This is a genomic window from Sulfurimonas sp. (assembly GCF_047622445.1).
GTDB lineage: Bacteria > Campylobacterota > Campylobacteria > Campylobacterales > Sulfurimonadaceae > Sulfurimonas.
This window is the reverse complement of the sequence record NZ_JBLHOE010000013.1, coordinates 1-23,844: the sequence shown is the minus strand read 5'-3', so window position 1 is coordinate 23,844 and position 23,844 is coordinate 1. Positions and strand designations below refer to the sequence as shown.

The window sequence follows — 23,844 nt, the reverse complement described above, 5'->3', positions numbered from 1 at the left end:
CTTTATTACTGAAAATTAAAATCTACATTAAGTATATCTATAAATTATAATTTTAAGATTTTATTTATAATTTCATAAACATTTTTAGAAAGAGAGTGTGTAGAAAGTACACGTTCCAACTCGCATTTAATTATTTTTTGGTTTATTTTATTTATTTTTGCATAAATTTTAAATGCTCCGGCTAGACCAGAAGCCATTTGTGGATTTATCTTATCTATCTCAATAATCTTGTGTGCGAGGAACTTATAACCCTTACCATCTTTGGCATGAAAATGTTTATAATTTCTTGCAAAAACTCCTATAAGTGAACGTACTAAATTTGGAACTTTCTCATCATAGACTTCATCATTTTGTAAAGCCATCACTCTATCTAATGTTCCTTCTCTATCTGAAGCAGCTAGAATGGAAAAATATTTATTCATAACTAAAGTATCATTTTTATATTTTCTGTAAAAATCATTTAAGGCAGAAGTAGCTGACTCATTTCCTGTGCTTTCTAGTATATCTAATGCTACTATTCTATCTGTCATAGTTAATGAGTGATCATACTGTGCACTAGCAAGTTCAGTAATCTTTCCTTGGAGAGATGAACTTAAAATTCTCAAACAACGATTTTTAATAGAGCGAGAGCCCATACTTTCACTACTGATATCTATAGAACTAGGCTTATGATGTTCTATATATATACTTAAGAGTTTATTTTCATACACGGCTGCAAGATGTTTAGATAATTCTTCTTTAGCTTTGTAAATTGCATCAAAGTCTATAGATTCTTGTCTTTGCATCAATGTAGATACAGATGGAAGTTCTAATATAAGTGCTTTATAAGATAAATCCACATCTAAATCAAGTAAGTATCCATAAGAAGAAACAAACTCTTGATCTATATTTTCACCTTTCATCATTGCTTCAATAGTCTGAGTTGCAAACACTTGTGCTGATTCATAACGTACAAAACTATTTTTATCATGCTTCATTAAAAATGCAAAATCAGTACTCTCCTGTTCTAGAATAATGGGAGCAGAAAAATCACGATTTAAAGACACGATAGGTTTGAATGCTAAGTTCTCAAAACTAAAACTCTCTTCATCTTTTGAAATTATCAAAGTTTCTTCTAAAATTTCATTCCCCTCATTATCAATAAGTGCCATCTTTAGTGGATAATAGTATGGCTCTTGTATTTCATTATCTATAGAGTTTGGAATATTTTGAGTTAACGTAAGTGTATATACTCCATCACTAAAATTTTCCTTTACTTGAAGTACTGGTGTTGCATTTTGATGGTACCATCTCTCAAACTGTGTTAAATCTACTCCACTCGCCTTACTCATAGCCCATAAAAAATCATTTGTTGTAACTGCTTGACCATCAAAACTCTCAAAATATAAATCCGTCGCTTTTCTATAGTCTTCAACACCAAGAAGTGTATGAATCATGCGAATAACCTCTGCACCCTTTTCATATACAGTTGCAGTATAAAAATTATTCATCGAAATATAAGATTTTGGCTGAATTGGGTGTGAAGTTGGTGATGCATCTTCTACAAACTGTCTCTCTCGTAATGCTTTTACATCTTCTATTCGTTGTACTTCACGTGAATTTAAGTCAGCAGAAAAAGATTGATCACGAAATACAGTAAGTCCTTCTTTGAGAGTCAATTGAAACCAATCTCTACATGTTATACGGTTTCCAGTCCAGTTATGAAAGTACTCATGCGCTATTACAGATTGAATCCCCATAAAATTTGCATCTGTCGCTGTATCCTCATTTGCAAGAACATAATGGGAATTGAAAATATTTAAGCCCTTGTTTTCCATTGCTCCCATATTAAAACTATCAACTGCTACTATATTGTAAATCTCTAAATCGTATTCACGACCATATTTTTCTTCATCCCAAGTCATTGACTCTTTGAGTGACTTCATAGCATGAGAACACTTAGACTCATTTCCCTTATCACAATAAATATTTAACTCAATACCTTCACCACTTGCAGTTGTAAATGCATCATTCACGCAACCTAAGTCTCCGGCCACAAGTGCAAAAAGATAAGATGGTTTTGGATGTGGGTCATACCAAGTTACTTCATGTTTTGAGTTCATGAATTCACTGCATTGTTTTTTATTTCCATTTGAGAGAAGGATTGGATATTTTTCTTGCTCTGCTATTATCGTAGTGGTAAAAACAGACATAACATCTGGTCTATCTAAATAGGGAGTGATTCTTCGAAATCCTTCAGGTTCATTCTGAGTACAGAAGATAGAACCTGATTTATACAAACCTTCAAGTTCTGTATTTTTATCTGGATATATAGTATTTATAATTTTAATAGTGAATTTTGATGGTACATTTAAAATTGTAAGTTTTTCGTTCTTATAGATATAACGAGTTTCTTTTAGTTTTAAATCATTAATCCATAACTCTACAAGTTCTAAGTCAATACTATTTAATTCAAGATCACTTGTATCTTTGTTTAACTTATGCATCTGCATCACATTTGTAACAGTTGTATACTCTTCATAAAGCTCAAAAGTCAAATCTACTTCTTTAATTTCATACTCTGGTTTCTTATAATCTTTTAAAAATACTTCTTTTACATCTTCCATTACTATCTCTTTTATTATTTAGGTTGTTTTTAATTATGATGGTATTATATCACTATATATGTTATTGATTAAGTTCATTTTCACTATACTTCTTGCCTATAAAATAACAAGGACTACAATGTTAAAAAAACTACTAATATTATTATTACTTATCTCTTACTCTAGTTATTTATTTGCCAATACACATTATGTAAACGCACAAACACTTAAAGTACGTGTAGCCCCAACCAGTAGCTCATATCACAGTTATAGTATCTATAAAGGTCACAAACTAAAAGTCTATGAGATAAAAAATGGCTGGGCAAGAATCTCAAACTATAAAACAATTACAAAAAATGACGAGTCCATCAAGTCTGCTAAATGGGTATACGGAGATTATTTAACTGCAATTAAAACTGAAGAAAGAAACATTAATATTAGCCCAAGTCCTTACTATGTGCATACAAGAGCTCTCAAGGTTAGACTTGGCCCTTCAAGATCTCATCATCATTCACATACTGTGCATAGAGGTGATAATCTCAATGTATTTGAATATAAAAACAATTGGGCAAGAGTTTCACCTTATAAAACAAGAACTAAAAATGGAAATTCTCTACAAGTAGCACAATGGGTATACAGAGACTATTTAATGTCAGCTCAACCAAGGGACATCAAGAAGAAAAAAATAGTAGTTCCCAAGATAGTACAAGAATCGAAAATCGAAAAAGTACCTGAAGTAAAAATTGAGAGAGTAGAGATTCAAGAAGAAAAATATGATAAATATGCCCTACTTTTAAAAACGGTTGCAAAGTCTGAAAACTATGAAAAATTCAAACCCTTATTTATTTCTACGTCAAAAAGACTTTATGATGCTGGTACATGTAAGTTAAAAGATTTTAAACGAAGTAGAGGCTGGATGGAATTTGTTGATGATGCAATCTACTTTATGTACTGCGGTAGTATCAAAAGATCAAATAAAATTTATCTTAATGTCATAACTGGTAAAGCAACTAAGTAGTAGTTCAAAACTTCCATCATTTAACTGTTCTGATATAGATAAATCTGCTTGATTGTAGCCTAGATATATAGTATCATTACCATTACCACCATTAATAGTATCCAATCCAGCACTTCCTAAGTAGATACTGTCATTACCATCATTTGTCTCAATTATATTATCAACATAATTATCTGTTACTATATCATTTCCTGTACCAATGTTTAGCTTTTCAATTATAGTATTACTAATCCAACTATCAAATGTATCATTAATATTATTAGGATTATTAGGATTATTAATATGTCATAGAATAGTCTAAAATATTAGAGAGTAGCTTTAAAAAAAGCTAATAACTTCCTTCCCCTATAGCAAGAACAAAATTGTCATCCACCGCTATAGCTTCAAACTCATGTTTACCACAAAATGTTTCATTTAACTCTTGAGCCCAAGCACGAGCAACTCTATGCGCATTTTCTTTGTCGTCAAATGTTTTAATCTGAGGCATTCCCTTACGTTTAGCGCATCCACACATTTTTTCCACTATTACATGATATTCCATTTTTATATCCTTTTTTGGTTGTTATTATTACACTACTGCATTAAATATTCTTAAAGAGTATAAAAGCCAATAAACAGGTACTTTTAGAGATGATTTATATTTCACAAGCTTCACTAAAGCCACCCACTTCAACAGAAATGACAAAATTGTCATCTACTTCGACAACATCAAAGCCATGTTTACCACAAAATGAGTTACTTAAGGTTTCAGCCCACTCACTTGCCTGTTCCATAGCCTCTTCTTTTGTGCCAAAACTACGAATTTGTTCTGTTTGATGCTTTAAGGCACAAAGACACAGTTTTTCAATTACTATATGATATTGCATTATGATAACTTTGAATTTTCAGAGATAAGATAGATTTGATCTTTAAATTTATTCAGATGCTTTATGACCAAATCGCGATGTTGATCACTTAATATGTAATGCTGCTCCATAAAATCATACATCTTATCTATATCTGTGTATATTTCTTTCATTAGGTTTGCTTTTATTTGTTCTTGTATACTCATAAATATCCTTTTATAAGAACTTATGCATATAGTGTACTAGAAAATTTCAGGGAGTGTGTATCCTGAGAGAAAGGATACACAAAATGTATTATAGGAGGGTGCACCCTTGGCAAAAGGATGCATGCTTATAAGGAGTAAACTATTTATATCTAGCGGATTAAGTCAAAAAAGTAGTCAGTTGAAGCGATACCTTTAGTATCTTCATCAAGTTGATCTAGAACTTTATTTGTAATCCAAGTTAATAAGTTAATAGCACCATCATATCCGCTAATTGAATAACGGTGTAAATGATGACGGTCAAATATTGGGAAACCAATATAAATTAACGGTGTATCAGTATCACGCATAAGCTCTTTACCATAAGAGTTACCAATCATAAAATCAACTGGTTCTGTAAATAGTAACGAACGCATATGCCATAAATCTTTACCGGCCCATACATGACATTCCCCAGCTCTTGGTGAAGTATCAAGTAATGCTCTCATTTCATCTGCCCAACCACGTGGTGCATTATGACAAAGTACATGAGTTGGAATAGAACCCATCTCTAAAAGGAATGAAACCATACCAATTAAGAAGTCCGGATCCCCCCAGATAGCAAATTTCTTAGCATGCATATATGGATAAGAGTCCTGCATAGCGTCTACAAGACGACCACGTTCAGTTTTAAGTTTTTGAGGAACTTCGTTACCTGTTAATTCAGCTAACTTCATAACGAATTCATCCGTCCCTTTAAGACCAATTGGGTTAGAAGTACCACCAGTATGTTTCCAACGCTTAGTAACCATTTTCATAGTTTTAACAGTTGAGTATTTTTGTAAAGATATAGTTGCTTTAGAATTCTGACAATCTTTAGCATCAGCTATAGTTGTACCACCTTGAAACATTGAGTACTCGCCAGCTGGCATATCCCATTGGTCAGAATGGTCACCCAACATTGTATATTCTGCACCCATAGCTTCTACTATAGATTTAACTGAACGTATTGAACCTATGTACGTTTCAAAACCCGGGATGATGTTTATTTTTTCATTTTTATTCTCTTCAACATCTTTTGTAAGTTGCATCATTATACCGTTCATCATGTTATCGTAACCAGTGATATGACTACCAGTAAAAGATGGAGTATGCGCATAAGTTATAGGGAAATCCTCTGCCATAAACTCACCTGCATCCTCTTCTTTTGCAGCAATAGAGAAAGCATAAAGGTCATCACCGATAACTTCTGCCATACAAGTAGTAGAAACAGCAATCATCTCAGGCTTATAAACAGCCGCACAGTTTTTAAGACCATCTTTCATGTTTACAAGACCACCGAATACCGCAGCATCTTCAGTCATAGAATCAGACACACAAGGAGTTGGTTCTTTAAAGTGACGAGTAAAATATGAACGAAAATATGCTACACAACCATGAGAACCGTGTACATAAGGCATAGTGTTTTCAAAACCAAGTGCAACCATTACAGCACCAAGTGGTTGACAAGCTTTCGCTGGATTAACAACTATAGCTTCACGAGCAAGATTCTTTTCACGGTAATCCCATGATTTTGTCCACTCAGAGATCTCTTCAACTTTAGCAGGGTTAACTGCACCCATACTACCTTCAAACTCTTTTTTATCAGCAAGTACTTTCTGGTACTCTGGCTTTTTAAAAAGGTCTTTACCGTTTACAATGTTATCTATATCTTGCATTATGCTTCTCCTTCTTTATCCCATGGTGCTGTTGTATGAGCCCAAACTGGAGAATTTATAGCTAAATCCATGTCTGCAGCAAATATTGCAAAACCATCATATCCGTGGTAAGGACCACTATAATCCCAAGAGTGCATCTGTCTATATGGAAGACCCATTTTTTGGAATACATATTTTTCTTTAATACCTGATGCTACTAAGTCTGGTTGCAATTTTTTAACAAATGCTTCAAGCTCATATTCGTTAACATCATCATAGATTACAGTTGAACGAAAGATTTCATCTTTAGTTCTTTTGTAGTCATCATCATGAGCGAACTCATAACCAGTACCAATAACTTCCATACCTAGATCTTCATAAGCACCAATAACGTGACGAGGACGTAAACCACCAACAAATAACATTACTGTTTTACCCTCTAAAAGTGGACGATATTTATTTGTAATAGCATCAACCATTGGTTGGTACTTTGCAATAACCTCTTCACATTTAGCTTGAATGCTCTCATCAAAGAATGCAGCAATTTTACGTAAAGATTTAAGAGTTTGACTTGGACCAAAAAAGTTATATTCTACCCAAGGGATACCAAATTCTTTCTCCATGTGACGAGAAATATAGTTCATTGAACGGTAACAGTGAAGTAAATTTAATTTTACTTTTGTTGTTTGTGCCATCTCTTTAAGAGTAGCATCACCTGACCACTGAGCAACAACACGTAAACCCATTTCTTCAAGAAGAATACGGCTTGACCATGCATCACCACCGATGTTATAATCACCAATAATTGCAACATCATATTCAGTTACTGCAACTGGTTCACCAAGCATCGCTGGATTACCATCAAATACATAATCACGAATAGTATCATTTGCAATGTGGTGACCAAGTGATTGAGAAACACCACGGAATCCTTCACAGTTGACAGGTACAATTGTTTGACCTGTTTTTTTCGTATACATTTTGGCAACTGCATTGATATCATCACCGATAAGACCAATTGGACACTCTGATTGAACAGTAATACCATTATTTAATGGAAAAAGATCATCAATTTCATGTAAACATTTATCAAGTTTCTTATCTCCACCAAAAACAATATCTTTTTCTTGGAAATCTGAAGTAAAGTTCATTGTTACAAATGTATCAACACCTGTTGTACCAATATAGTAGTTACGACGACCAGCACGTGAATACTGACCACAACCTACTGGACCATGAGAGATATGAACCATATCTTTTACTGGACCCCATACAACACCTTTTGAACCTGCATAAGCACATCCACGTTGACTCATAACACCCGGAACAGTTTTCTTATTCGAACGAACATTACCACATGTTTTTTGACTTTCGTCTTCTGGACCACCAACGCCTAAGTGTTTTGCGCGGTTTTTTGCAGCTTTTTCTGGATAGGCTTTTAATACCTCTTCAATTGCCGCTTTTTGTCTTACTTCTAATGATTCTGGACCCATTATAGTCTCCTTATATTTATATATTCATTTATTAGTACCGCTCTAAATTTCACATGGAACAGAGATAAGTACTACTTGAAGAAGGGGAGAGCAAGCCTAAAGGCTACGCCCCTCTGGCTTTTAAATTAAAACTGCTTATGCTGCTGTAATTTTAAAGTGAGCCATTGAATCGAATTTTTTACAAAGAGCCATAGTTTCGTCATCAGAATCTAGACGCTTAGAAAGCTCTGCGATTTGGTAACGATTTGTATAAATCATATAATCAGTCTCAGCTGTTGTCACATAGTGTGCAAGCGCTTTGAACATGAAAGTATCCTTATTCGTATAAGAAAGCTCTTCAGTTTGACCGTGGTATTCTGTAGACATTTTAAATTCATTGATATTACTCGTATCAACGTTTACTTCGTCTAATTTTGCAACTACTACTTCGTCTGGAATTCTGTTACCCATTTCTGCTGGGAATTTAAAACCTAATATAAACATGTAATTCTCCTACTTTATCTATTATTTTCTTTTCATTATGAGAAAGTGTTGTTTCCCAAAAAGGGAAACGACTATTGTTCGTAAAAGCGAAATTTTTCTTATTAAGCTTCTGCCGCTTGACCAATATTATCTTCATCAGCTTCTAAATCTAGACCGAATTTCATAATAAGGTCTTCAAGGTCATCCATCTCTAAAGGAGTTGGAATGATTTTGTAATCGTTAGAAATGATTTTACGAGCAAGTTCTTTATACTCAAGAGCTTGATCACATTTTGGACTATACTCAACAACCGTCATACGACGAATTTCAGCGCGTTGAACGATGTTATTACGTGGTACGAAGTGAATCATATGTGTTCCAAGATCTTCAGCTAATGCAATTGAAAGATCATATTCAAAATCAGTCATACGAGCATTACAAATAAGACCCGCAAGACGAACTCCACCAGTATTAGCATATTTTAAAATACCTTTAGAGATATTGTTAGCAGCATACATTGCCATCATCTCACCAGACATTACAATATAAATTTCTTGTGCTTTACCTTCACGAATAGGCATAGCAAATCCACCACAAACAACATCACCAAGAACATCATAAGAAACGAAATCTAAACCATCTGCTTCGTAAGCACCTTCTTCTTCAAGAAAGTTAATAGCAGTTATTACACCACGACCAGCACAACCAACACCTGGCTCAGGACCACCAGACTCAGTACAGTTAATCCAACCACCTGAAGTGTCTGCAGAAAATATTCCTGCCCCTGGTTTTAGTGCATCTTCTAATTCTAAATCCTCAACTGTACCCATTTCTGCAGCAAGTTGCAAAATAGTATTTTGAGCTTTTTCGTGTAAAATTAAACGAGTTGAATCCGCTTTAGGATCACAACCAACAATCATAATATTTTTATCAAAGTAATGAGCCATTGATGCCAATGTATTTTGAGATGTAGTAGATTTACCAATCCCGCCTTTTCCGTAGAACGCTATCTGACGTAATGCAGCCATAATTTCTCCTTAAATTAAACACCCTCCTAAGAACCTTTAGTTCAGAAGATTGTCTTCGTACTTCGCTGTAGTTAATGCAATGTATGTTCTAGACTTTTAGCATCTATGTATGTGACAAAAGATACATAAAGACTACAAAAGAGATAATTAAGCACAAATTTGTAGGAATAATTTATGCAGAGGTCTAATTGAATTTTAGCTCTACTAAAATTAGGATTTTTTGTTATTATAAGTATATTTTTTATGAATTGTAATCTTATGTAATGTATATACTTTTTTGTAGATTATTGTAGGGGTTTATTACTAAAGCAATGAGTGCCTTAGTTCGGGTGTTAAACGATATAGTGATAAATACTTAAATGGGTTTTCATAAAACCTCGTCTATTATAAAACTGCAATGCATTTGAATTATCTATATCAGCTGCCAGTTGTATACGTTTATACTCATGTTCTTGCGCTATATTTCTCATTTTATTAATAAGACGACTACCAACACCCATTTTTCTATACTCATCTTTTACAACTAAATCCTCTATCTGACCAATAAAATTACCCTCTGCGCTAGAGATAAGACCTTGCATAGTTATCATACCAATAACTTCATTTTCATATTTTGCCACAAGTAAATCCGAACTAGGATGTTCAAACAACTTAGTTATCCCCGATAATTGCTTCTTGAAATCAATTTTAAAATCTGTCTCAATACTAAAAAGTATACTGAGCAAATGTGCCATAGCTTCTAAATTGTCTTCTTTTGCCAATTCAATCGTAATACCTGTTTTCATATTTAAATCACATATTTCGGGATCTAAAATTGAAATAATTTTTTTTGCATACTCATTTAATGGATTATTTTTAATATAAAGTATATTGAGATACGATAGATTAGCCAAAGTATCTGGTAGATTAATTATATTATTTCCATCTAAATCCAATTTGTTTAATTTTATATATCGATCAATCTCATCAGGGATTTTACTTATTTCATTAGATGAATAACATAAATTTTCAAGTGCTTTAGAGCTTGGAAGAACTAGTTCACTTAGTTCACAACTATCACATGATAATTCTAGTAAATATGGAGCAAAATCATCACTTATATTTAAAACTTCTAAATTATTTTCATCTAATGTCAATATCTCAAGTGATTCTAAACCATGTAGGGATAGATTATTTAATTTGTTAGCAGTAAAATTGATATTTTCTACATCTAATTGAAAAAATGTTTCATCAATATTCTTTAAAGCATTGTCAGAAATATCCATCTCTTCAAGTGAAGTCAAACTAGCACTAGTACTTGGTAATTCACTTATTAGGTTACCACTCAAATTTAGTCGCTGTACTTTTCCTAAGACTGAAAAAAGACTACTTACATCTTTTAAAAAATTATTAGATATATTAAGTGTTCTTATCTCATTTTCAATTTCAAATACATTATTTATTTCTTTAAGTGAATTTGAACTTAGATCTAATACACGCAAACTTGTATACTTTCTTAAAGTTGAAATATCTTTAAGTTTGTTTCCACTTAGATTGAATGAACGTAAAGGTAAATTTACCAACGTAGACGGTAGCTCTTCAAAAGAGTTTCGTCTTAGATCTAAATTACTTAAGTTTTTGAGATTTTTCATAGATTCTGGTAAAGTAGAAAGTTGATTATTTGCTAAATTAAGCACTAAAAGTTTTTCTAAAATTCCAATACTCTCATGAATACTTTTTAATTTATGCCCACTTAAATCAAGGCGAACAATTTCATCTGGTGAAACAACATCATTATTGATTGCGCCATATTGATCAAGCCAAGTTTTTAATCTATCCCATTCATAGTTATACATCTTAAACTCCTTCACTTAATCTTTTAAGTCTTTCTAATCTTTGCTCAATGACATAAGCAATCTCATCATAGTCAAACTTACCAAAGACATTCATATCATATACTTTTAGTAAAGCCCCACGACAGCAACTTTTATTACATCCAGTTACTAGTTTTTTTGCTTTTTTAAAAGGTATAGAAGAATTTTGAAAAATATCAATAACTTCTGCAACACTTTTTTCACCACATTCGCAAATTTCCATATCAAGAATTTCTTGTTTATCTTTCATCTTGCTATCCTTTGATGTATTAAAAAATGGTAAATTTGTAACTACTTTTTAATATATCAAATATACAGCCCAGGTAATGCTGTATATTTTATAAGTTATTATCTACTTTAAATTTATTTACTCTTTCAACAGCAACAATTAACTTTTCAGCAAGCTCTGGCATTTTCATATGGTCTATCCAAACTGTATCTTCAACAATATCATGTATTTCTGAAGCAATTTCAACTGCTAAACGCTTATACTTTGCAAATTCTCTTTTTTTTTCTTTTAACTCTTCTGACATTTTTTCTCCTTAAATTTTGTGAACTTCTATTAGTCTTGCTTCATTCTTCCTCAGTGCAATAAGTGAATTGTTAATCATAACTTGAACAGTACTTTTAAATAGTCCAAATTGCGTTACACTAAGATTATTATCTCGAATAAATCCAAGTGCATTCAAACGTTCTTTAAGTTCACTATTTACATTTAGGATGTCTATGCATCCCTTTTCCCCAATTTTCATCTCTAATAAGCACATATTTATTTCTCCTATAAAGAAAAAGCATATATATTTTCAAAATGAACAGTATTAGTATTTCCATACACCATGTGTACAAATCTTTGTTTATTTTGGAAATGATACTTTTTATAAAGATCTACTACATGTTTCACCCCTAGTGGAACATCAGCAACAACTTTTTTTAAACCTCGAAAATACAAAACACCACGTATCATCTTTTCTGCTTCATCTTCATACCCTTCTCGTACTTGCCAAGGACCAAGATAAACATTACGAGCATTAACAATACTTGAATGTTGAAAACCATTTGGTAGTGTAAGTTTTAAAGAACTGTTTCTTTCCATTTCATCTAAAAGAAAATTCATTCTATTTTCACCAAATGTTTCTTTATCAATTTTGGCTATTACAGTTTCAAAATTACTTCCATCTAACTCTTTAGCATGTGCATTGGTAAAATTGAACGGTGGGACTTTCCCAACATTTATAAATCTTCCAACTTCCATAGTAGCTTTAAAGTTATACTCTTCAAAAAAATTTACCATCTTTGGACTTACATGAATATAGATTGTTTCATATTCAGCTTTGAGTGTTTCAAATAAAGTAATAAATATACGTCTACCAATTCCCTTTCTTTGATAATCTTTATGAATCATAAAGTACTTAATCATTGTTGATTTTTCAAACTCAATGGCCATAATAGCACCTATAAGTTTTCCATCTTCATACGCACCATAACATAAATGAGGAGAGTGCATCATCATTAGTTTTACATGGTATCCATCGAGTAACCAACCAATATCTTCAGATATTTTTACTAGCTCATTAACATCAGAAAATTTTAACCATCCTATAAACATATGCTCTCCTTGTAAAGAGTTAGTAACTCTTTGTTATTAAGTACCTGTTTACGTGCCGTAACAATTTCACGTATACGAGGTAAAAGATTAGTTAATGCATGTTTTTCTACACTAATTCCAAGTTTTTTTAAATGATACTTTATAGTTCCAGTTCCAGAATGCTTTCCTATAGGAAATTTTCTTAAACAGCCAACTTCTTCGGCTCCAAAAGGCTCATAAGAAAAGGCATTTTTCATCATACCATCCGCATGAATACCACTCTCATGAGAGAAAATATTTGTACCAACGATAGGAGCAGTTGGAGATAATTCTACTCCAGCTGCATTTGCAACAGTTATAGCAAGATTACGCATCTCAAAAGCATCAACCTGACGCTTTTGACCATAGAGATGTTTAAGTGCCATACTAACCTGTTCAAATGAAGCATTTCCAGCTCGCTCACCCAGACCTATCACTGTAGTGTTTATGCTTATAGCCCCAGCGTCAATACCGCTAAGTGCATTAGCATTTGCAAGTCCAAAATCATTATGAGTGTGCATTTCAATCCCTAGGAGGTTTAGTGATGACAATGCTTTTATATCTTCATAAATTCTAGTTGGAGTCATTATTCCAACTGTATCACAATATCTAAATCTATCAGCTCCAAGTTCAAATCCAAGTGTTATTACTTCTTTCATAAACTCTATTGAACCTCTAGAGCTATCTTCACCGCCTATACATACATATAGACCTTCACGTTTTGCTTCAATTATCACACGTTCAAGTTCTTTGAGCATTAAAGATTTATTACCACCATACTTAACATCTATCAAGATATCAGAAATAGGTATAGACAAATCAACCGCTTTAATTCCACACTTTAATGAAGCTTCTAAATCGCTCATTTTCGCTCTGTTCCAAGTCATCATTTGTGTATTTAATTCTAATGCTATTAACTCTTTAATGTCATCTTGTTCTCGTTTACCCATTGCTGGTATTCCGATTTCAAGTTCATCTACGCCACAAGCGACAAGCCCCTGTGCGATTGAAAGTTTTTCTTTAGTATTAAACGCAACATATGGAGCTTGTTCACCATCGCGTAGAGTTGTGTCATTAATTAATGTCATAGGGTTTAATTAACCTCTAATTCTTCTGAAAGATTAAAGTATTTTCTTGTTGCTTTTAACACCGAAGCTTCTATTGGCTCATAAGCGTAACTTTGATCTGCTATGAGACCGGCAGCTTTTAAATCATCTTGTGGACATCCACCAATTTTAGCTGTTAAAATCAACTTACAATCTTTAAGTTTTTCTAGTATAGGTTCCATCGGGTTGGCTCCCTCAGGACCAGCACAGTACTCGTAATCAAGCTTACGATGATGGATAAATCTTATACCTTTATCGCCAGCTTCATAAATAAGAAATTCTCTTACTGAACCAAAATGTTGATTAATCATACCCTCACCAGCAGTTGTAACTGCTACTAAAATTGTTTGACCATCAGAACTTAAGTTTTCTTTTTCTTGAACAACTCTTTCATTTGCCTTATCTAAGAAGTGTCTAAACTCTTCTACTTTTGCTTGTGCATCTTGACGAGATGAAATATCATAGTGATTTTCTAGCGTATCAAAGCTCATTTCACTAAATACATTCTTAGTAAACTCTTGACCTCTATCTTCACCAATAAGTCCAACAGCATCTGCACGACACTGACGACAATGTTGCATAAGTTTCATATCCATTCCACACAGCTCTTGAACTGCCATCTGTTGTTCATCTGTAGCACTTGGCACTCCATCAAGACCAAACTTCGTACCATGTTCTGGCTCTGAAATAATTGGCATAATATTATGTAAGAAAACACCAATCTCTTTAAGTTTTTTTGCAACTTCTGAAAGGTGTTGATCATTAATACCAGGAATTAAAACAGAGTTTGCTTTAATTAATATACCTTTTTCAACACACATCTTCATACCTTCAAGCTGACGCTCTAAAAGTATTTTTGAAGCTTCTTTTCCATAAATTCTTTTATTCTTATAAAAAATCCATGGATAAATTTTTGAACCAATTTCACCTGTTGTATCTACTGTATTAATTGTAATAGTGATATGGTCAATATCGTACTTAACCATTTCATCAACAAACTTAGGAAGTTCAAGACCATTCGTAGAAAGACAAAGTTTTAAATCCGGTGCTTTATCACGAACTAGTTTAAAAGTCTCAAATGTTTTTTTAGGATTTGCAAGCGCGTCACCTGGACCAGCAATTCCAAGTACACTTAAACGTTGTACTTCACCACCAACATACATTACTTTTTTAGCAGACTCTATCGGGGTTAAACGTTCACTCGTTACACCTGGACGACTCTCGTTTGAACAATCGTATTTTCTATTACAATAGTTACATTGTATATTACACGCAGGTGCAACAGCTACGTGAATACGTGCATAGTGATGGTGTGCCCCTTCTGAATAACATGGGTGGTTATGAATCTTATCTTGAATATCCTGTGGTAAGGCATTTTCAGCAGGATTACTTGTACTACAGCTCATTTTAGCTCCTTTAGTTTTACTATTAATACACATAAAAGAAATAATAATTTCTTCGCTTTCACTCGCCAAAAGACGATAAAAAAACATTGTTATATAATAGAATATATTATGTTTTGGAATTCAAATGACCTCGCAACATATAGCTATAGTCATTTATTAAAAGTGATTATGCATAATATGTTCTAGTGGGTTTATTATGTCTAATATCTTTATATGACATTTTTGTATGCTAATTTGTCACAACTTGTAGTTTTGTCTTATATTCGTATTTATTTATACTTCTTGCATCTAGAACACTATATGCATCAAAGAATTTAAAATAAACTAAAGGCATAATTATGAAGATTGCATTACCTGTAAATGATACTCTTTGTGTATATAAAGGTAACCCTCATACTGCCCCGAAATTTGCTATCTATGATATCAAAAACTCTAACAATCATATATATTACTTTTTATCTTGTCTCGTAGATAACCCTCTTAGTATAGTTAAGTGTCATGAGTTTGAAATTGATGAAATGACATGTAATTGTGATATGGATAGACAAAAAAGTTTCAGCCACAAATGTGAGCATTATTCACTTCTGGAGACTATAAGTGAATGTAGTTATCTACTAGCTAGTAAATACTGTGAAAACACCAAAGAAAGTATGAGGAAAGTAGACATAAAGGTTTTTAAAATTCCCCCCATCATCAATAAAATAGATATGGCAATCAAAAATTTTATAATAGGAGCTAAACTTGCAAATAAAATCAAAAACATACATAATGCATCTTGAGAATCTACCACTAGATATTGGCTATGCATCTGAAAAAGTCACTCTAAGAAATATGGATATCACAGAGTGTATTCTGGGTGGTCACAATGGAAAAACTCAACTTATTATTACTACTCCTCTCATTGATGATGCTTTTTTAGAAGAGTTGAAAATTATAGATAAAATACTACCAAAAGATGGTAATTATGAAGTGACTGCTTCTTTAGTTGTAGCTAATAACACACATAAATCACCCAGCTTAGATAACTTTGACTTCTATATAGATGATAAAGATGAGTTAGCTGATTTTTATGGTCTTCGACTAAAAGGTGAACCCTATAACGATGAGCTTACAAAAGCGATTATTTTAATTTCAAAGGATGGAGCAATATTTTATGATGATTTTGTTTTAAATATAGACGATAAATTTAATATAGATACTCTCTATAGAAAAATTGCTGCAGCACAAGTCTGCTATACAGGTAAAGGATGCCACTAATGAGTGAAATTATAGAAGAAATAAAAAAAGAGTTACGAAACCAAACTACGGTTCCATATTTTGGACTTGGAATATTTAAAGACATAAAAACTAAAGATGGTGAGCAAATGCCTTATGATTCAGACTCAATGATTTTGAGAATGAATAATAACAGACCCATGAGCCAGCGCTTGATGTTTGAGTACTCTCGTGCAGCTATGCACTTAGAAGAGAGACGTGGAGTTCAATACCTCACACAACTAGTAAACAGTATATACGCTCAAGATTTTGAGCCAACGCCACTACAAAAAATGATAATTAATATGCAACCAATATATATAATAGATACAAATAGAGACTCTAAAATACAGGAGTTATTAGCTTATGAGCCACACTGCTTGATTTTAGGAAAATCTCGGATTATGGCTGATAAAAACCGTTATGAAACGTATGAATACGATGTTGAAAACAAAAAATACTTTTTAGTTGAAGATAATGTTTTAGATGATGCAAAAAAGATTTTATTTAAACCAATGGGTTCTATTTTACCAGAACCTACATTTGTAATTTCAGATGCTGATTATGTAGATTGGCTTACAGAAGCTATGGGCGGATTTGCTCTTCCTCCTATACTAAAAACATATAGAAAAACAAAAAAATACCTTTTCTTAGGTACCTCTTTTGACAGAGATACAGACAGAATGGTAGCGAATGAACTTACTTTTGACTCAGCGGGTGGTTATGTTATTACAGATAAAGAGTTAGGGAAAAAAGAGAAAAAGTTTGTCGAAAAGCACAATCTAGTAGTTGTTGATATGTCCCTAGAAGATTTTATCAAAGAATTTGTTTAATTTACACATAAAATGAGCAAAGCTCATTTTATTTCGCTAGCCGCTAAGGCACTAAAGCTAGTCCTAACGGACAGATTATAAGGAGTAATACTATGCCAATAATTCCAACAGTAAAAGACCGAACACCTAGAGGAGAAAAGTATTTTGACCTTTTTTCAAAACTTTTAAATGATCGTGTTATTATGATTACAGAACAAATAGATGACCATATGATGGGTATTATAGTCTCACAACTTCTATACCTTGAAGCTGAAGATTCAGGTGAGCCTATACATATATATATAAGTTCTCCTGGTGGTTCGGTTATGGCGGGACTTGCTATTCTTGATACTATGCAGATAATTTCTGCGCCTGTGCACACTTACGCCATGGGAATGGTAGCTTCTATGGCTGCTGTTATTTTTACATGCGGTGAAGCTGGACATCGTTATATTTTACCTAATGCAGAGATTATGATTCACCAACCTTTAGGTGGAACTCAAGGTCAAGCTAGCGACATTGAAATTCAAGCTAACCATATTATAAGTCTTAAAAAAAGACTCTACAAAATTATTGCAAAGGCGACTGGAAAAAATGTTAGAACTATTACGAAAGAAAGTGACCGTGACAACTATTTTGAAGCTGATCAGGCGATTGAATTCGGATTGGCCGACACAATATTAACTAGCTTATCTTCAAAGGATATCTAATGAGTCAAGAAAAAAGCTGTTCATTTTGTGGACGTAAACAGAGCGAAGTAAAGAAAATGTTCTCCTCAGAAACTACAAATATATGTAACGAATGTGTAACAACTTGTTCGGCTATATTACAAAAAGAAGTCAATTATGAACAACGCACTCAAATGCAAGAAGCACTACCAAAACCCCAAAAGATTGTAGAGTTCTTAGACAAGCATATTATTGGACAAGAAGACGCTAAAAAAGTTTTATCAGTAGCACTTTATAATCACTATAAACGAATAGAGAATCCAGTTTACAATGATGTGGAACTTGAAAAGAGTAATATTTTACTTTTAGGACCAACTGGATCTGGTAAAACACTTCTTGCTAAATCTTTATCAAAAATAATGAATGTTCCATTTGCTGTAGCCGATGCAACAGCACTTACAGAGGCTGGTTATGTTGGTGAAGATGTAGAAAGTATATTGTCACGTTTACTTGCAGCAGCGAACTACGATATAGAACTAGCACAGCGAGGAATCGTTTACATAGATGAAATAGACAAAATTGCCAGAAAGAGCGAGTCTTCAACTATGGGACGTGATGTTTCAGGGGAAGGTGTTCAACAAGGACTTCTCAAGATTTTAGAAGGTGCTGAAGTATATATACCTGTTAAAGGTAGTAGAAAAAACTCTACAACTGAGACAGTGCTCATAAACACTACACACATTCTTTTTGTATGTGGTGGTGCATTTGTTGGTTTAGTTCCAGACACAAATACTAAAAAAGGCAATAAAGTTGGCTTTAGTTCAGTTACTAAGGCTGAGATGAAAGATTTTAAAGTTGATCAAAAAGCTCTTATTCATTATGGAATTATTCCAGAGTTTATTGGTCGTATTCCCGTTATTGCACAGCTTCGCGAGTTGACAAATGAACAAATGATTCAAATACTTCAAGAGCCTGACAATGCACTTATAAAACAGTTTCAAGCTCTTTTTGAAATGGATGGAATAAAACTTAGCTTTGAAGAAGCGGCCTTAAATGCAATTGCTACTAAAGCAACAGAACGTGGTGTGGGTGCTCGTGGACTTAGAGGAATTATTGAAGAGGTTATGTTACCACTTCAATACTCATGTCCATCAAAAGAAAATTTACAAAGCTGTATTATAACCGAAGCAGTGGTAGAAGATCCAACAAAAGAGCCAATATTTACATTTAAAAAAGAGAAGGAAGCGTAAAATGAAAGTATATTTAGATAACAATGCGACAACAAAAATTGATCCACTAGTAAAGGTTAAAATGCAACCTTTTTTTGAAGAATTATATGGTAATCCAAATTCACTTCACCAATATGGAATGGATGTTCGTCCTGCACTTAATGTAGCTTTAGGTGAAATGTATGATGCTCTTAATGCCCCTGATGCTGATGATATTCTTATTACATCTTGTGCAACAGAGAGTAATAATACTGTACTTAAAGGGATATTCTTTAAACACATTTTAAAAAATCCAGAAAAAAATCATATTGTCACAACAGCTGTTGAACACCCTTCAATGCAAGATACTCTACTTTATCTAAGTGATTATGGTGTTGATGTAACATATGTAGATGTTGACAAAAATGGAGGTATATCCGCAGAGGCTATAAAAGCAGCTGTGACGGACAAGACTATACTTATATCTATGATGTGGGCAAATAATGAGACTGGGATGATTTTTCCAATTGAAGAAGTTTCTTCATTTGCAAAAGAAAAAGATATTTTATTTCACACTGACGCTGTACAAGCCATAGGAAAATTAAAAGTAGACTTAAGTGCTGTTAATATTGATTACTTAACTTTTTCTGCTCATAAATTCCATGGTCCAAAAGGTATTGGCGGTCTTTACGTAAAAAAAGGAAAACAACTTCCTAATCTACTTCATGGTGGAGAACAAATGGGTGGTAAACGCGCGGGAACACTTAATGTTGCATATATAGTTGGGATGGGACTAGCAATGAAACAAGCTGCAAATCATGTTGAGAAGATAAATATAGATGTTAGAAGATTACGTGATAAACTTGAGGATGCCTTAATCAAAATTTCTGACACCATTGTAGTAGGTCCACGTGCATTACGTACTCCAAACACAATTTTAATTTCACTGCGGGGGATTGAAGGAGAGTCTATGTTATGGGATTTAAATAAATCAGGTATTGCCGCATCAACAGGTAGTGCTTGTGCATCAGAATCACTTGAGGCAAATCCAGTTATGAATGCAATCGGTGAAGACCCTGAACTTGCCCATACTGCTATGCGTTTAAGTTTATCACGTTTTACTACTGAGAAAGAAATAGATTACACCATTGATGCATTTACAGCTGCAGCGGAGCGTTTACGTTCTATTTCATCTACTTATGCATATACTAATGAAGTTGGATAAATATTCCTATAGATTCTACGACTATATCCTTGTAGGATTCCTATGGTATATTTACCGATTAGGAATATCTATATGACACTTCATTCCATAGGAATTATTAAAACCCCATTCAAAGAACTTCAAAATATGCCAATTCAACCAAAAGGCTCTGAGTCAACAATAGCAAAGCTTATTATAAATAAAGAGTATGAAGAAGGTCTCAAAGATTTAGACGGATTTTCTCATATATATCTTATCTATTACTTTCATAAAACAACTCGTACAGAGTTAAGTGTTATTCCATTTATGGATATAGAAAATCATGGTGTATTTGCAACTCGTTCACCACTTAGACCTTCTCACATTGGTATGTCGCTAACAAAAATAATTTCAGTTACTAACAATATTGTTACTGTTGAGGGGATAGATATATTAGATGAAACACCACTTTTAGATATTAAGCCATATATTCCACAGTTTGAGCAAGTAAACGATGTAAAAACTGGTTGGATGAAAAAAAATGAAAATGAGGTCTCTTTAAAAAAATCGGATACAAGGTTTATATAACATATTTAAAAATATAGAATGACAATTGCATTTAAATAGTTAAATAAACAAAGGAAATATAATGTCCAAACTTCAAGAGTACCTTAGCTGTAACAACCTACAGTGGCAACCAACATTTAATGCCAAAACAGACAATCACGAGTACGGATATAGGGGAAGTCTAATAATCACTCCAGGGAAAATTTTATCCGCTGATAAACAACTACCACCAAAAGCAACTTGTACACAAAGTATTTTAGTAACTGATAGTGATACAATAGATTTCTTAGCATGTGAACTTTCTACATTAGACTTTTTTGAGCCATTTGTTGAAGCATATAAAGAAGTTCTTTCCCTAGATGGTTTATATATTCTTTTTGTAACAGATTTAGATGCTGATGGGAAATTTGAATACCAGGGTATTACTTTTAATACTTTTGCATTGGATGAAAGTTCAGTTTGGAACGAATTATTAGATCATTCAGATCTCTCAAAAGGAGATTTGAAAAGAACAAGCGCTGAAGAAAAAATTGATACGGTCTATGATGCAATTAAATCAAGCACTTTACGATTAAGTGATAAAACGTATGAAGAGATTAAAAGTTTTCAAAACTCTAACGGAAAAGTTCTTTTTGGTGCAGTTTAAAATTAATCCAACTTATAGCCTAATTTTTATACATGTATTAGGTTTTATCGTTTATAATAATAGGTAAACTAGTACTATGAATGAAGTAAATAATATAAATCTACTTTGGATAGTTATTAGTGCTTTTTTAGTTTTTCTAATGCAACTTGGTTTTGCTATGGTAGAGACTGGAATGGTTAGAGCTAAAAATACTATTAATGTTGCTATGAAAAATCTTATAGATACTATCTTTGGTATCATATGTTTTTGGCTTATTGGCTATGGAATTATGTTTGGGTACGACTTTAATGGTCTAATTGGAACAGATAGATTTGCTATAGATGGGGGAAATTTTAGTGAAAATGGACTTTTCTTTTTTCAAGCAATGTTTGCAGCTACAGCAGCAACAATAATCTCTGGTGCAGTAGCTGAAAGAATGAAATTTAATGGTTACATAATTGTAACGATTGTAGTTACTTCATTAATCTATCCTATATTTGGACACTGGGCATGGTCGGACTATGGCTGGTTGAAACAACTTGGCTTTGTTGATTTTGCTGGTTCAACTGTAGTACATTCGATTGGTGGATGGATAGGGTTGGCAGGAGCAATAGTCTTAGGTCCCCGCCTCGGAAAATTTAAAAATGGACAAATTAAATACTTCGCTCCAAGTAACCATAATTTTGTAGTATTTGGTGTCTTTATTCTCTTTTTTGCCTGGTTTGGTTTTAATGCGGGTAGTCTTTTAAAGTTTGATCCACTTGTAACTTCAATCCTCTTAAACACTACTATTGCCGCTTCTTTCGGTGGTTTTGCTGGTTGGCTAATCAGTATTTTCAATAAAGAAAAAGTCAGTGTGGAGATTTTTGCTTTTGGAGTTATCGCAGGACTTGTTGGTGTTACTGCTGGGTGTGACCAATTTGATGCACGTACATCTGCATTTGTTGGTTTTGTTGCTACACTAGTTATGTACTTTTTTGACACCCTTATACTTAAAAAATTTAAAATAGATGATCCACTTAGTGTAATTGGTGTACATGGTTTTGCTGGTGCTTGGGGAACTATTGCAGTTGGTATTTTTGCTATGCTACCAGAGAATATCACTCGTTTTGAATTTATATATATACAATCTATTGGAATATTTACAGCCTTTATTTTTGCATTTGGTTTTGGCTTAGTTCTCTTTTTTATTTTAGCCAAACTTGACATTTTAAGAGTACGCAAACGTCATGAAGTAATGGGGCTCAATATTAGCGAACACAATGCTCAACTTCCTTGGGTAGACACTATTGAGAGTATCATTAAAATCATGAAGACTGGAGATATAAAACATAAAATACACGAAGAAAGAGGAACGGAGGTAGGTCTTGTAGCAAAGTTTTTTAACTATCTTTTAGATATATTAAGACAAAAGAATATTGATCTTCAAAATTCAAACATGAAACTTCGTTCAAAAGCAGATATTGATCCTCTAACTCAAATATTTAATAGACGAGCTCTACTAGAAAAACTCAAAGATAAAAATATCTATGGAGCAAACTACTCTATAATTATGATTGATATAGATAATTTTAAAAGTGTTAACGATACTTATGGGCATAGTGTTGGCGATAGTGTTTTAAAAGAGTTATCTCTTATTGTAAAAGCTATAGTGAGAGATAAAGATATATTTGCAAGATGGGGTGGTGAAGAGTTTCTTATTTTAGCAAATTCAAGAGATTTACAAGTAGTTGAAATTGTTGCAGAAAAAATACGACAAAAAATAGAAGCTTCTAATTTTACAACTGTTGGAAAAATTACAGCTTCTTTTGGAGTTAGCAGCCCAAAAAATGAAAAACAAACATTTGAAAATGTTTTAGAGTATGCAGATAAAGCGCTCTATCAAGCTAAGGAACTGGGTCGAAATAGAGTTTGCAGTTGGTAAAAAGGGCCAAGAAATATTTATGGATTATGGGTATAAAATAAAATGAGTACACTCTTAGCAACAATTAAAAAAATAGAGAGTATAGATAGTTTAAATATTGTTACTTTTGATTTTAATGGTATTGATTTAAAGATGATGAGTCTTGGTTTAAATCATGAAGTAAAGGTTGGAAGAAAAGTAGCTTTGGCTATTAAATCTACTTCAGTTGCTATTGCAAAAGAATTTTCCGGCTCCATAAGTTATGCAAATAAAATACATGCCAGTATTATTGAAGTGACTAATGGTAAACTACTCAGTAGCATCA

26 protein-coding genes are annotated in these 23,844 nt (G+C 33.0%); 11 read left to right on the top strand and 15 right to left on the bottom strand.

Annotation, left to right across the window (positions count from 1 at the left end):
* Window positions 1–44 precede the first annotated feature (44 nt).
* Window positions 45–2,606, bottom strand: a complete 2,562-nt coding sequence (gene pepN / locus ACI9TV_RS04500) for an aminopeptidase N (RefSeq protein ID WP_415249567.1) — start codon at window positions 2,604–2,606, stop codon at window positions 45–47.
* 118 nt (window positions 2,607–2,724) lie between these two features.
* On the opposite strand from pepN, the gene ACI9TV_RS04495 reads away from it, so the two are divergent.
* Window positions 2,725–3,603: an SH3 domain-containing protein gene (locus tag ACI9TV_RS04495; protein WP_415249566.1), complete on the top strand. Its 879-nt coding sequence runs from the start codon at window positions 2,725–2,727 to the stop codon at window positions 3,601–3,603.
* A gap of 328 nt (window positions 3,604–3,931) precedes the next feature.
* On the opposite strand, the gene ACI9TV_RS04490 is transcribed toward ACI9TV_RS04495, so the two are convergent.
* The 14 genes from ACI9TV_RS04490 to nifB all read right to left on the bottom strand — a co-directional run bounded on the left by ACI9TV_RS04490 (window position 3,932) and on the right by nifB (window position 15,299).
* On the bottom strand, window positions 3,932–4,144 hold the full coding sequence (locus ACI9TV_RS04490) for a hypothetical protein (RefSeq protein WP_415249565.1): 213 nt from the start codon (window positions 4,142–4,144) through the stop codon (window positions 3,932–3,934).
* A 94-nt stretch (window positions 4,145–4,238) separates the two neighbouring features.
* Window positions 4,239–4,469, bottom strand: a complete 231-nt coding sequence (locus ACI9TV_RS04485; protein ID WP_415249564.1) for a hypothetical protein — start codon at window positions 4,467–4,469, stop codon at window positions 4,239–4,241.
* Entirely contained in the window at window positions 4,469–4,654 is a 186-nt protein-coding gene (locus tag ACI9TV_RS04480) for a hypothetical protein (protein WP_415249563.1), read from the bottom strand. Before ACI9TV_RS04480 ends, ACI9TV_RS04485 begins: the two co-directional genes overlap by 1 nt.
* A 149-nt stretch (window positions 4,655–4,803) precedes the next feature.
* On the bottom strand, window positions 4,804–6,348 hold the full coding sequence (gene nifK, locus ACI9TV_RS04475) for a nitrogenase molybdenum-iron protein subunit beta (RefSeq protein ID WP_415249562.1): 1,545 nt from the start codon (window positions 6,346–6,348) through the stop codon (window positions 4,804–4,806).
* The gene (gene nifD, locus ACI9TV_RS04470; RefSeq protein WP_415249561.1) at window positions 6,348–7,820 is read right to left on the bottom strand and encodes a nitrogenase molybdenum-iron protein alpha chain; all 1,473 of its coding nucleotides are present in this window, start codon (window positions 7,818–7,820) and stop codon (window positions 6,348–6,350) included. The genes nifK and nifD overlap by 1 nt, the downstream gene beginning before the upstream one ends.
* A gap of 135 nt (window positions 7,821–7,955) precedes the next feature.
* The gene (locus ACI9TV_RS04465) at window positions 7,956–8,303 is read right to left on the bottom strand and encodes a hypothetical protein (protein ID WP_415249560.1); all 348 of its coding nucleotides are present in this window, start codon (window positions 8,301–8,303) and stop codon (window positions 7,956–7,958) included.
* A 101-nt stretch (window positions 8,304–8,404) separates the two neighbouring features.
* Complete coding sequence (gene nifH / locus ACI9TV_RS04460) at window positions 8,405–9,310, bottom strand: nitrogenase iron protein (protein WP_415249559.1); 906 nt, start codon at window positions 9,308–9,310, stop codon at window positions 8,405–8,407.
* Between the two features lie 332 nt (window positions 9,311–9,642).
* Complete coding sequence (locus ACI9TV_RS04455; RefSeq protein WP_415249558.1) at window positions 9,643–11,145, bottom strand: GNAT family N-acetyltransferase; 1,503 nt, start codon at window positions 11,143–11,145, stop codon at window positions 9,643–9,645.
* Window position 11,146: 1 nt separating this feature from the next.
* On the bottom strand, window positions 11,147–11,413 hold the full coding sequence (locus ACI9TV_RS04450) for a hypothetical protein (RefSeq protein ID WP_415249557.1): 267 nt from the start codon (window positions 11,411–11,413) through the stop codon (window positions 11,147–11,149).
* A gap of 88 nt (window positions 11,414–11,501) precedes the next feature.
* On the bottom strand, window positions 11,502–11,696 hold the full coding sequence (locus ACI9TV_RS04445; RefSeq protein ID WP_415249556.1) for a CCE_0567 family metalloprotein: 195 nt from the start codon (window positions 11,694–11,696) through the stop codon (window positions 11,502–11,504).
* A 9-nt stretch (window positions 11,697–11,705) separates the two neighbouring features.
* Window positions 11,706–11,930, bottom strand: a complete 225-nt coding sequence (locus ACI9TV_RS04440) for a FeoA family protein (RefSeq protein WP_415249555.1) — start codon at window positions 11,928–11,930, stop codon at window positions 11,706–11,708.
* 11 nt (window positions 11,931–11,941) lie between these two features.
* Window positions 11,942–12,769 carry a GNAT family N-acetyltransferase gene (locus tag ACI9TV_RS04435; protein ID WP_415249554.1) on the bottom strand — a complete coding sequence of 276 codons (828 nt, stop codon included), beginning with the start codon at window positions 12,767–12,769 and terminating at the stop codon, window positions 11,942–11,944.
* On the bottom strand, window positions 12,760–13,875 hold the full coding sequence (locus ACI9TV_RS04430) for a homocitrate synthase (RefSeq protein ID WP_415249553.1): 1,116 nt from the start codon (window positions 13,873–13,875) through the stop codon (window positions 12,760–12,762). The genes ACI9TV_RS04435 and ACI9TV_RS04430 overlap by 10 nt, the downstream gene beginning before the upstream one ends.
* Before the next feature lie 5 nt (window positions 13,876–13,880).
* The gene (gene nifB / locus ACI9TV_RS04425; protein ID WP_415249552.1) at window positions 13,881–15,299 is read right to left on the bottom strand and encodes a nitrogenase cofactor biosynthesis protein NifB; all 1,419 of its coding nucleotides are present in this window, start codon (window positions 15,297–15,299) and stop codon (window positions 13,881–13,883) included.
* Window positions 15,300–15,637: 338 nt separating this feature from the next.
* On the opposite strand from nifB, the gene ACI9TV_RS04420 reads away from it, so the two are divergent.
* The 10 genes from ACI9TV_RS04420 to ACI9TV_RS04375 form a co-directional block, all read left to right on the top strand.
* Window positions 15,638–16,078, top strand: coding sequence for a NifB/NifX family molybdenum-iron cluster-binding protein (locus tag ACI9TV_RS04420; RefSeq protein ID WP_415249551.1), 441 nt, complete (start codon window positions 15,638–15,640; stop codon window positions 16,076–16,078).
* A complete protein-coding gene (locus ACI9TV_RS04415; RefSeq protein WP_415249550.1) occupies window positions 16,041–16,556 on the top strand; it encodes a hypothetical protein in 516 nt (171 codons plus the stop codon). The genes ACI9TV_RS04420 and ACI9TV_RS04415 overlap by 38 nt, the downstream gene beginning before the upstream one ends.
* Window positions 16,556–17,386 (top strand): SIR2 family protein, encoded by an 831-nt coding sequence (locus tag ACI9TV_RS04410; RefSeq protein ID WP_415249549.1) that lies wholly within the window; start codon window positions 16,556–16,558, stop codon window positions 17,384–17,386. Before ACI9TV_RS04415 ends, ACI9TV_RS04410 begins: the two co-directional genes overlap by 1 nt.
* Window positions 17,387–17,478: 92 nt before the next feature.
* Window positions 17,479–18,075 (top strand): ClpP family protease, encoded by a 597-nt coding sequence (locus ACI9TV_RS04405; RefSeq protein WP_415249548.1) that lies wholly within the window; start codon window positions 17,479–17,481, stop codon window positions 18,073–18,075.
* The gene (gene clpX / locus ACI9TV_RS04400; RefSeq protein ID WP_415249547.1) at window positions 18,075–19,283 is read left to right on the top strand and encodes an ATP-dependent Clp protease ATP-binding subunit ClpX; all 1,209 of its coding nucleotides are present in this window, start codon (window positions 18,075–18,077) and stop codon (window positions 19,281–19,283) included. Before ACI9TV_RS04405 ends, clpX begins: the two co-directional genes overlap by 1 nt.
* A 1-nt stretch (window position 19,284) precedes the next feature.
* Window positions 19,285–20,466, top strand: coding sequence for a NifS family cysteine desulfurase (locus ACI9TV_RS04395; protein ID WP_415249546.1), 1,182 nt, complete (start codon window positions 19,285–19,287; stop codon window positions 20,464–20,466).
* A gap of 72 nt (window positions 20,467–20,538) precedes the next feature.
* Window positions 20,539–21,012, top strand: a complete 474-nt coding sequence (gene tsaA, locus ACI9TV_RS04390) for a tRNA (N6-threonylcarbamoyladenosine(37)-N6)-methyltransferase TrmO (protein WP_415249545.1) — start codon at window positions 20,539–20,541, stop codon at window positions 21,010–21,012.
* A 61-nt stretch (window positions 21,013–21,073) separates the two neighbouring features.
* The gene (locus ACI9TV_RS04385) at window positions 21,074–21,637 is read left to right on the top strand and encodes a hypothetical protein (RefSeq protein WP_415249544.1); all 564 of its coding nucleotides are present in this window, start codon (window positions 21,074–21,076) and stop codon (window positions 21,635–21,637) included.
* A gap of 76 nt (window positions 21,638–21,713) precedes the next feature.
* Window positions 21,714–23,540 carry an ammonium transporter gene (gene amt / locus ACI9TV_RS04380; protein WP_415249543.1) on the top strand — a complete coding sequence of 609 codons (1,827 nt, stop codon included), beginning with the start codon at window positions 21,714–21,716 and terminating at the stop codon, window positions 23,538–23,540.
* A gap of 42 nt (window positions 23,541–23,582) precedes the next feature.
* Window positions 23,583–23,844: transporter (locus ACI9TV_RS04375; protein WP_415249542.1), on the top strand; the 262-nt coding region annotated here is incomplete at its 3' end.

Coding starts and splice junctions, on each gene's coding strand:
- ACI9TV_RS04440 (WP_415249555.1), bottom strand. CDS start 11,930: ATGTGCTTATTAGAGATGAAAATTGGGGAAAAGGGATGCATAGACATC.
- nifK (WP_415249562.1), bottom strand. CDS start 6,348: ATGCAAGATATAGATAACATTGTAAACGGTAAAGACCTTTTTAAAAAG.
- ACI9TV_RS04385 (WP_415249544.1), top strand. CDS start 21,074: ATGTCCAAACTTCAAGAGTACCTTAGCTGTAACAACCTACAGTGGCAA.
- nifB (WP_415249552.1), bottom strand. CDS start 15,299: ATGAGCTGTAGTACAAGTAATCCTGCTGAAAATGCCTTACCACAGGAT.
- ACI9TV_RS04435 (WP_415249554.1), bottom strand. CDS start 12,769: ATGTTTATAGGATGGTTAAAATTTTCTGATGTTAATGAGCTAGTAAAA.
- ACI9TV_RS04410 (WP_415249549.1), top strand. CDS start 16,556: ATGAGTGAAATTATAGAAGAAATAAAAAAAGAGTTACGAAACCAAACT.
- ACI9TV_RS04420 (WP_415249551.1), top strand. CDS start 15,638: ATGAAGATTGCATTACCTGTAAATGATACTCTTTGTGTATATAAAGGT.
- nifD (WP_415249561.1), bottom strand. CDS start 7,820: ATGGGTCCAGAATCATTAGAAGTAAGACAAAAAGCGGCAATTGAAGAG.
- ACI9TV_RS04495 (WP_415249566.1), top strand. CDS start 2,725: ATGTTAAAAAAACTACTAATATTATTATTACTTATCTCTTACTCTAGT.
- pepN (WP_415249567.1), bottom strand. CDS start 2,606: ATGGAAGATGTAAAAGAAGTATTTTTAAAAGATTATAAGAAACCAGAG.
- ACI9TV_RS04490 (WP_415249565.1), bottom strand. CDS start 4,144: ATGGAATATCATGTAATAGTGGAAAAAATGTGTGGATGCGCTAAACGT.
- ACI9TV_RS04465 (WP_415249560.1), bottom strand. CDS start 8,303: ATGTTTATATTAGGTTTTAAATTCCCAGCAGAAATGGGTAACAGAATT.
- clpX (WP_415249547.1), top strand. CDS start 18,075: ATGAGTCAAGAAAAAAGCTGTTCATTTTGTGGACGTAAACAGAGCGAA.
- tsaA (WP_415249545.1), top strand. CDS start 20,539: ATGACACTTCATTCCATAGGAATTATTAAAACCCCATTCAAAGAACTT.
- ACI9TV_RS04445 (WP_415249556.1), bottom strand. CDS start 11,696: ATGTCAGAAGAGTTAAAAGAAAAAAAAAGAGAATTTGCAAAGTATAAG.
- ACI9TV_RS04430 (WP_415249553.1), bottom strand. CDS start 13,875: ATGACATTAATTAATGACACAACTCTACGCGATGGTGAACAAGCTCCA.
- ACI9TV_RS04395 (WP_415249546.1), top strand. CDS start 19,285: ATGAAAGTATATTTAGATAACAATGCGACAACAAAAATTGATCCACTA.
- ACI9TV_RS04455 (WP_415249558.1), bottom strand. CDS start 11,145: ATGTATAACTATGAATGGGATAGATTAAAAACTTGGCTTGATCAATAT.
- ACI9TV_RS04480 (WP_415249563.1), bottom strand. CDS start 4,654: ATGAGTATACAAGAACAAATAAAAGCAAACCTAATGAAAGAAATATAC.
- ACI9TV_RS04485 (WP_415249564.1), bottom strand. CDS start 4,469: ATGCAATATCATATAGTAATTGAAAAACTGTGTCTTTGTGCCTTAAAG.
- amt (WP_415249543.1), top strand. CDS start 21,714: ATGAATGAAGTAAATAATATAAATCTACTTTGGATAGTTATTAGTGCT.
- ACI9TV_RS04405 (WP_415249548.1), top strand. CDS start 17,479: ATGCCAATAATTCCAACAGTAAAAGACCGAACACCTAGAGGAGAAAAG.
- ACI9TV_RS04450 (WP_415249557.1), bottom strand. CDS start 11,413: ATGAAAGATAAACAAGAAATTCTTGATATGGAAATTTGCGAATGTGGT.
- nifH (WP_415249559.1), bottom strand. CDS start 9,310: ATGGCTGCATTACGTCAGATAGCGTTCTACGGAAAAGGCGGGATTGGT.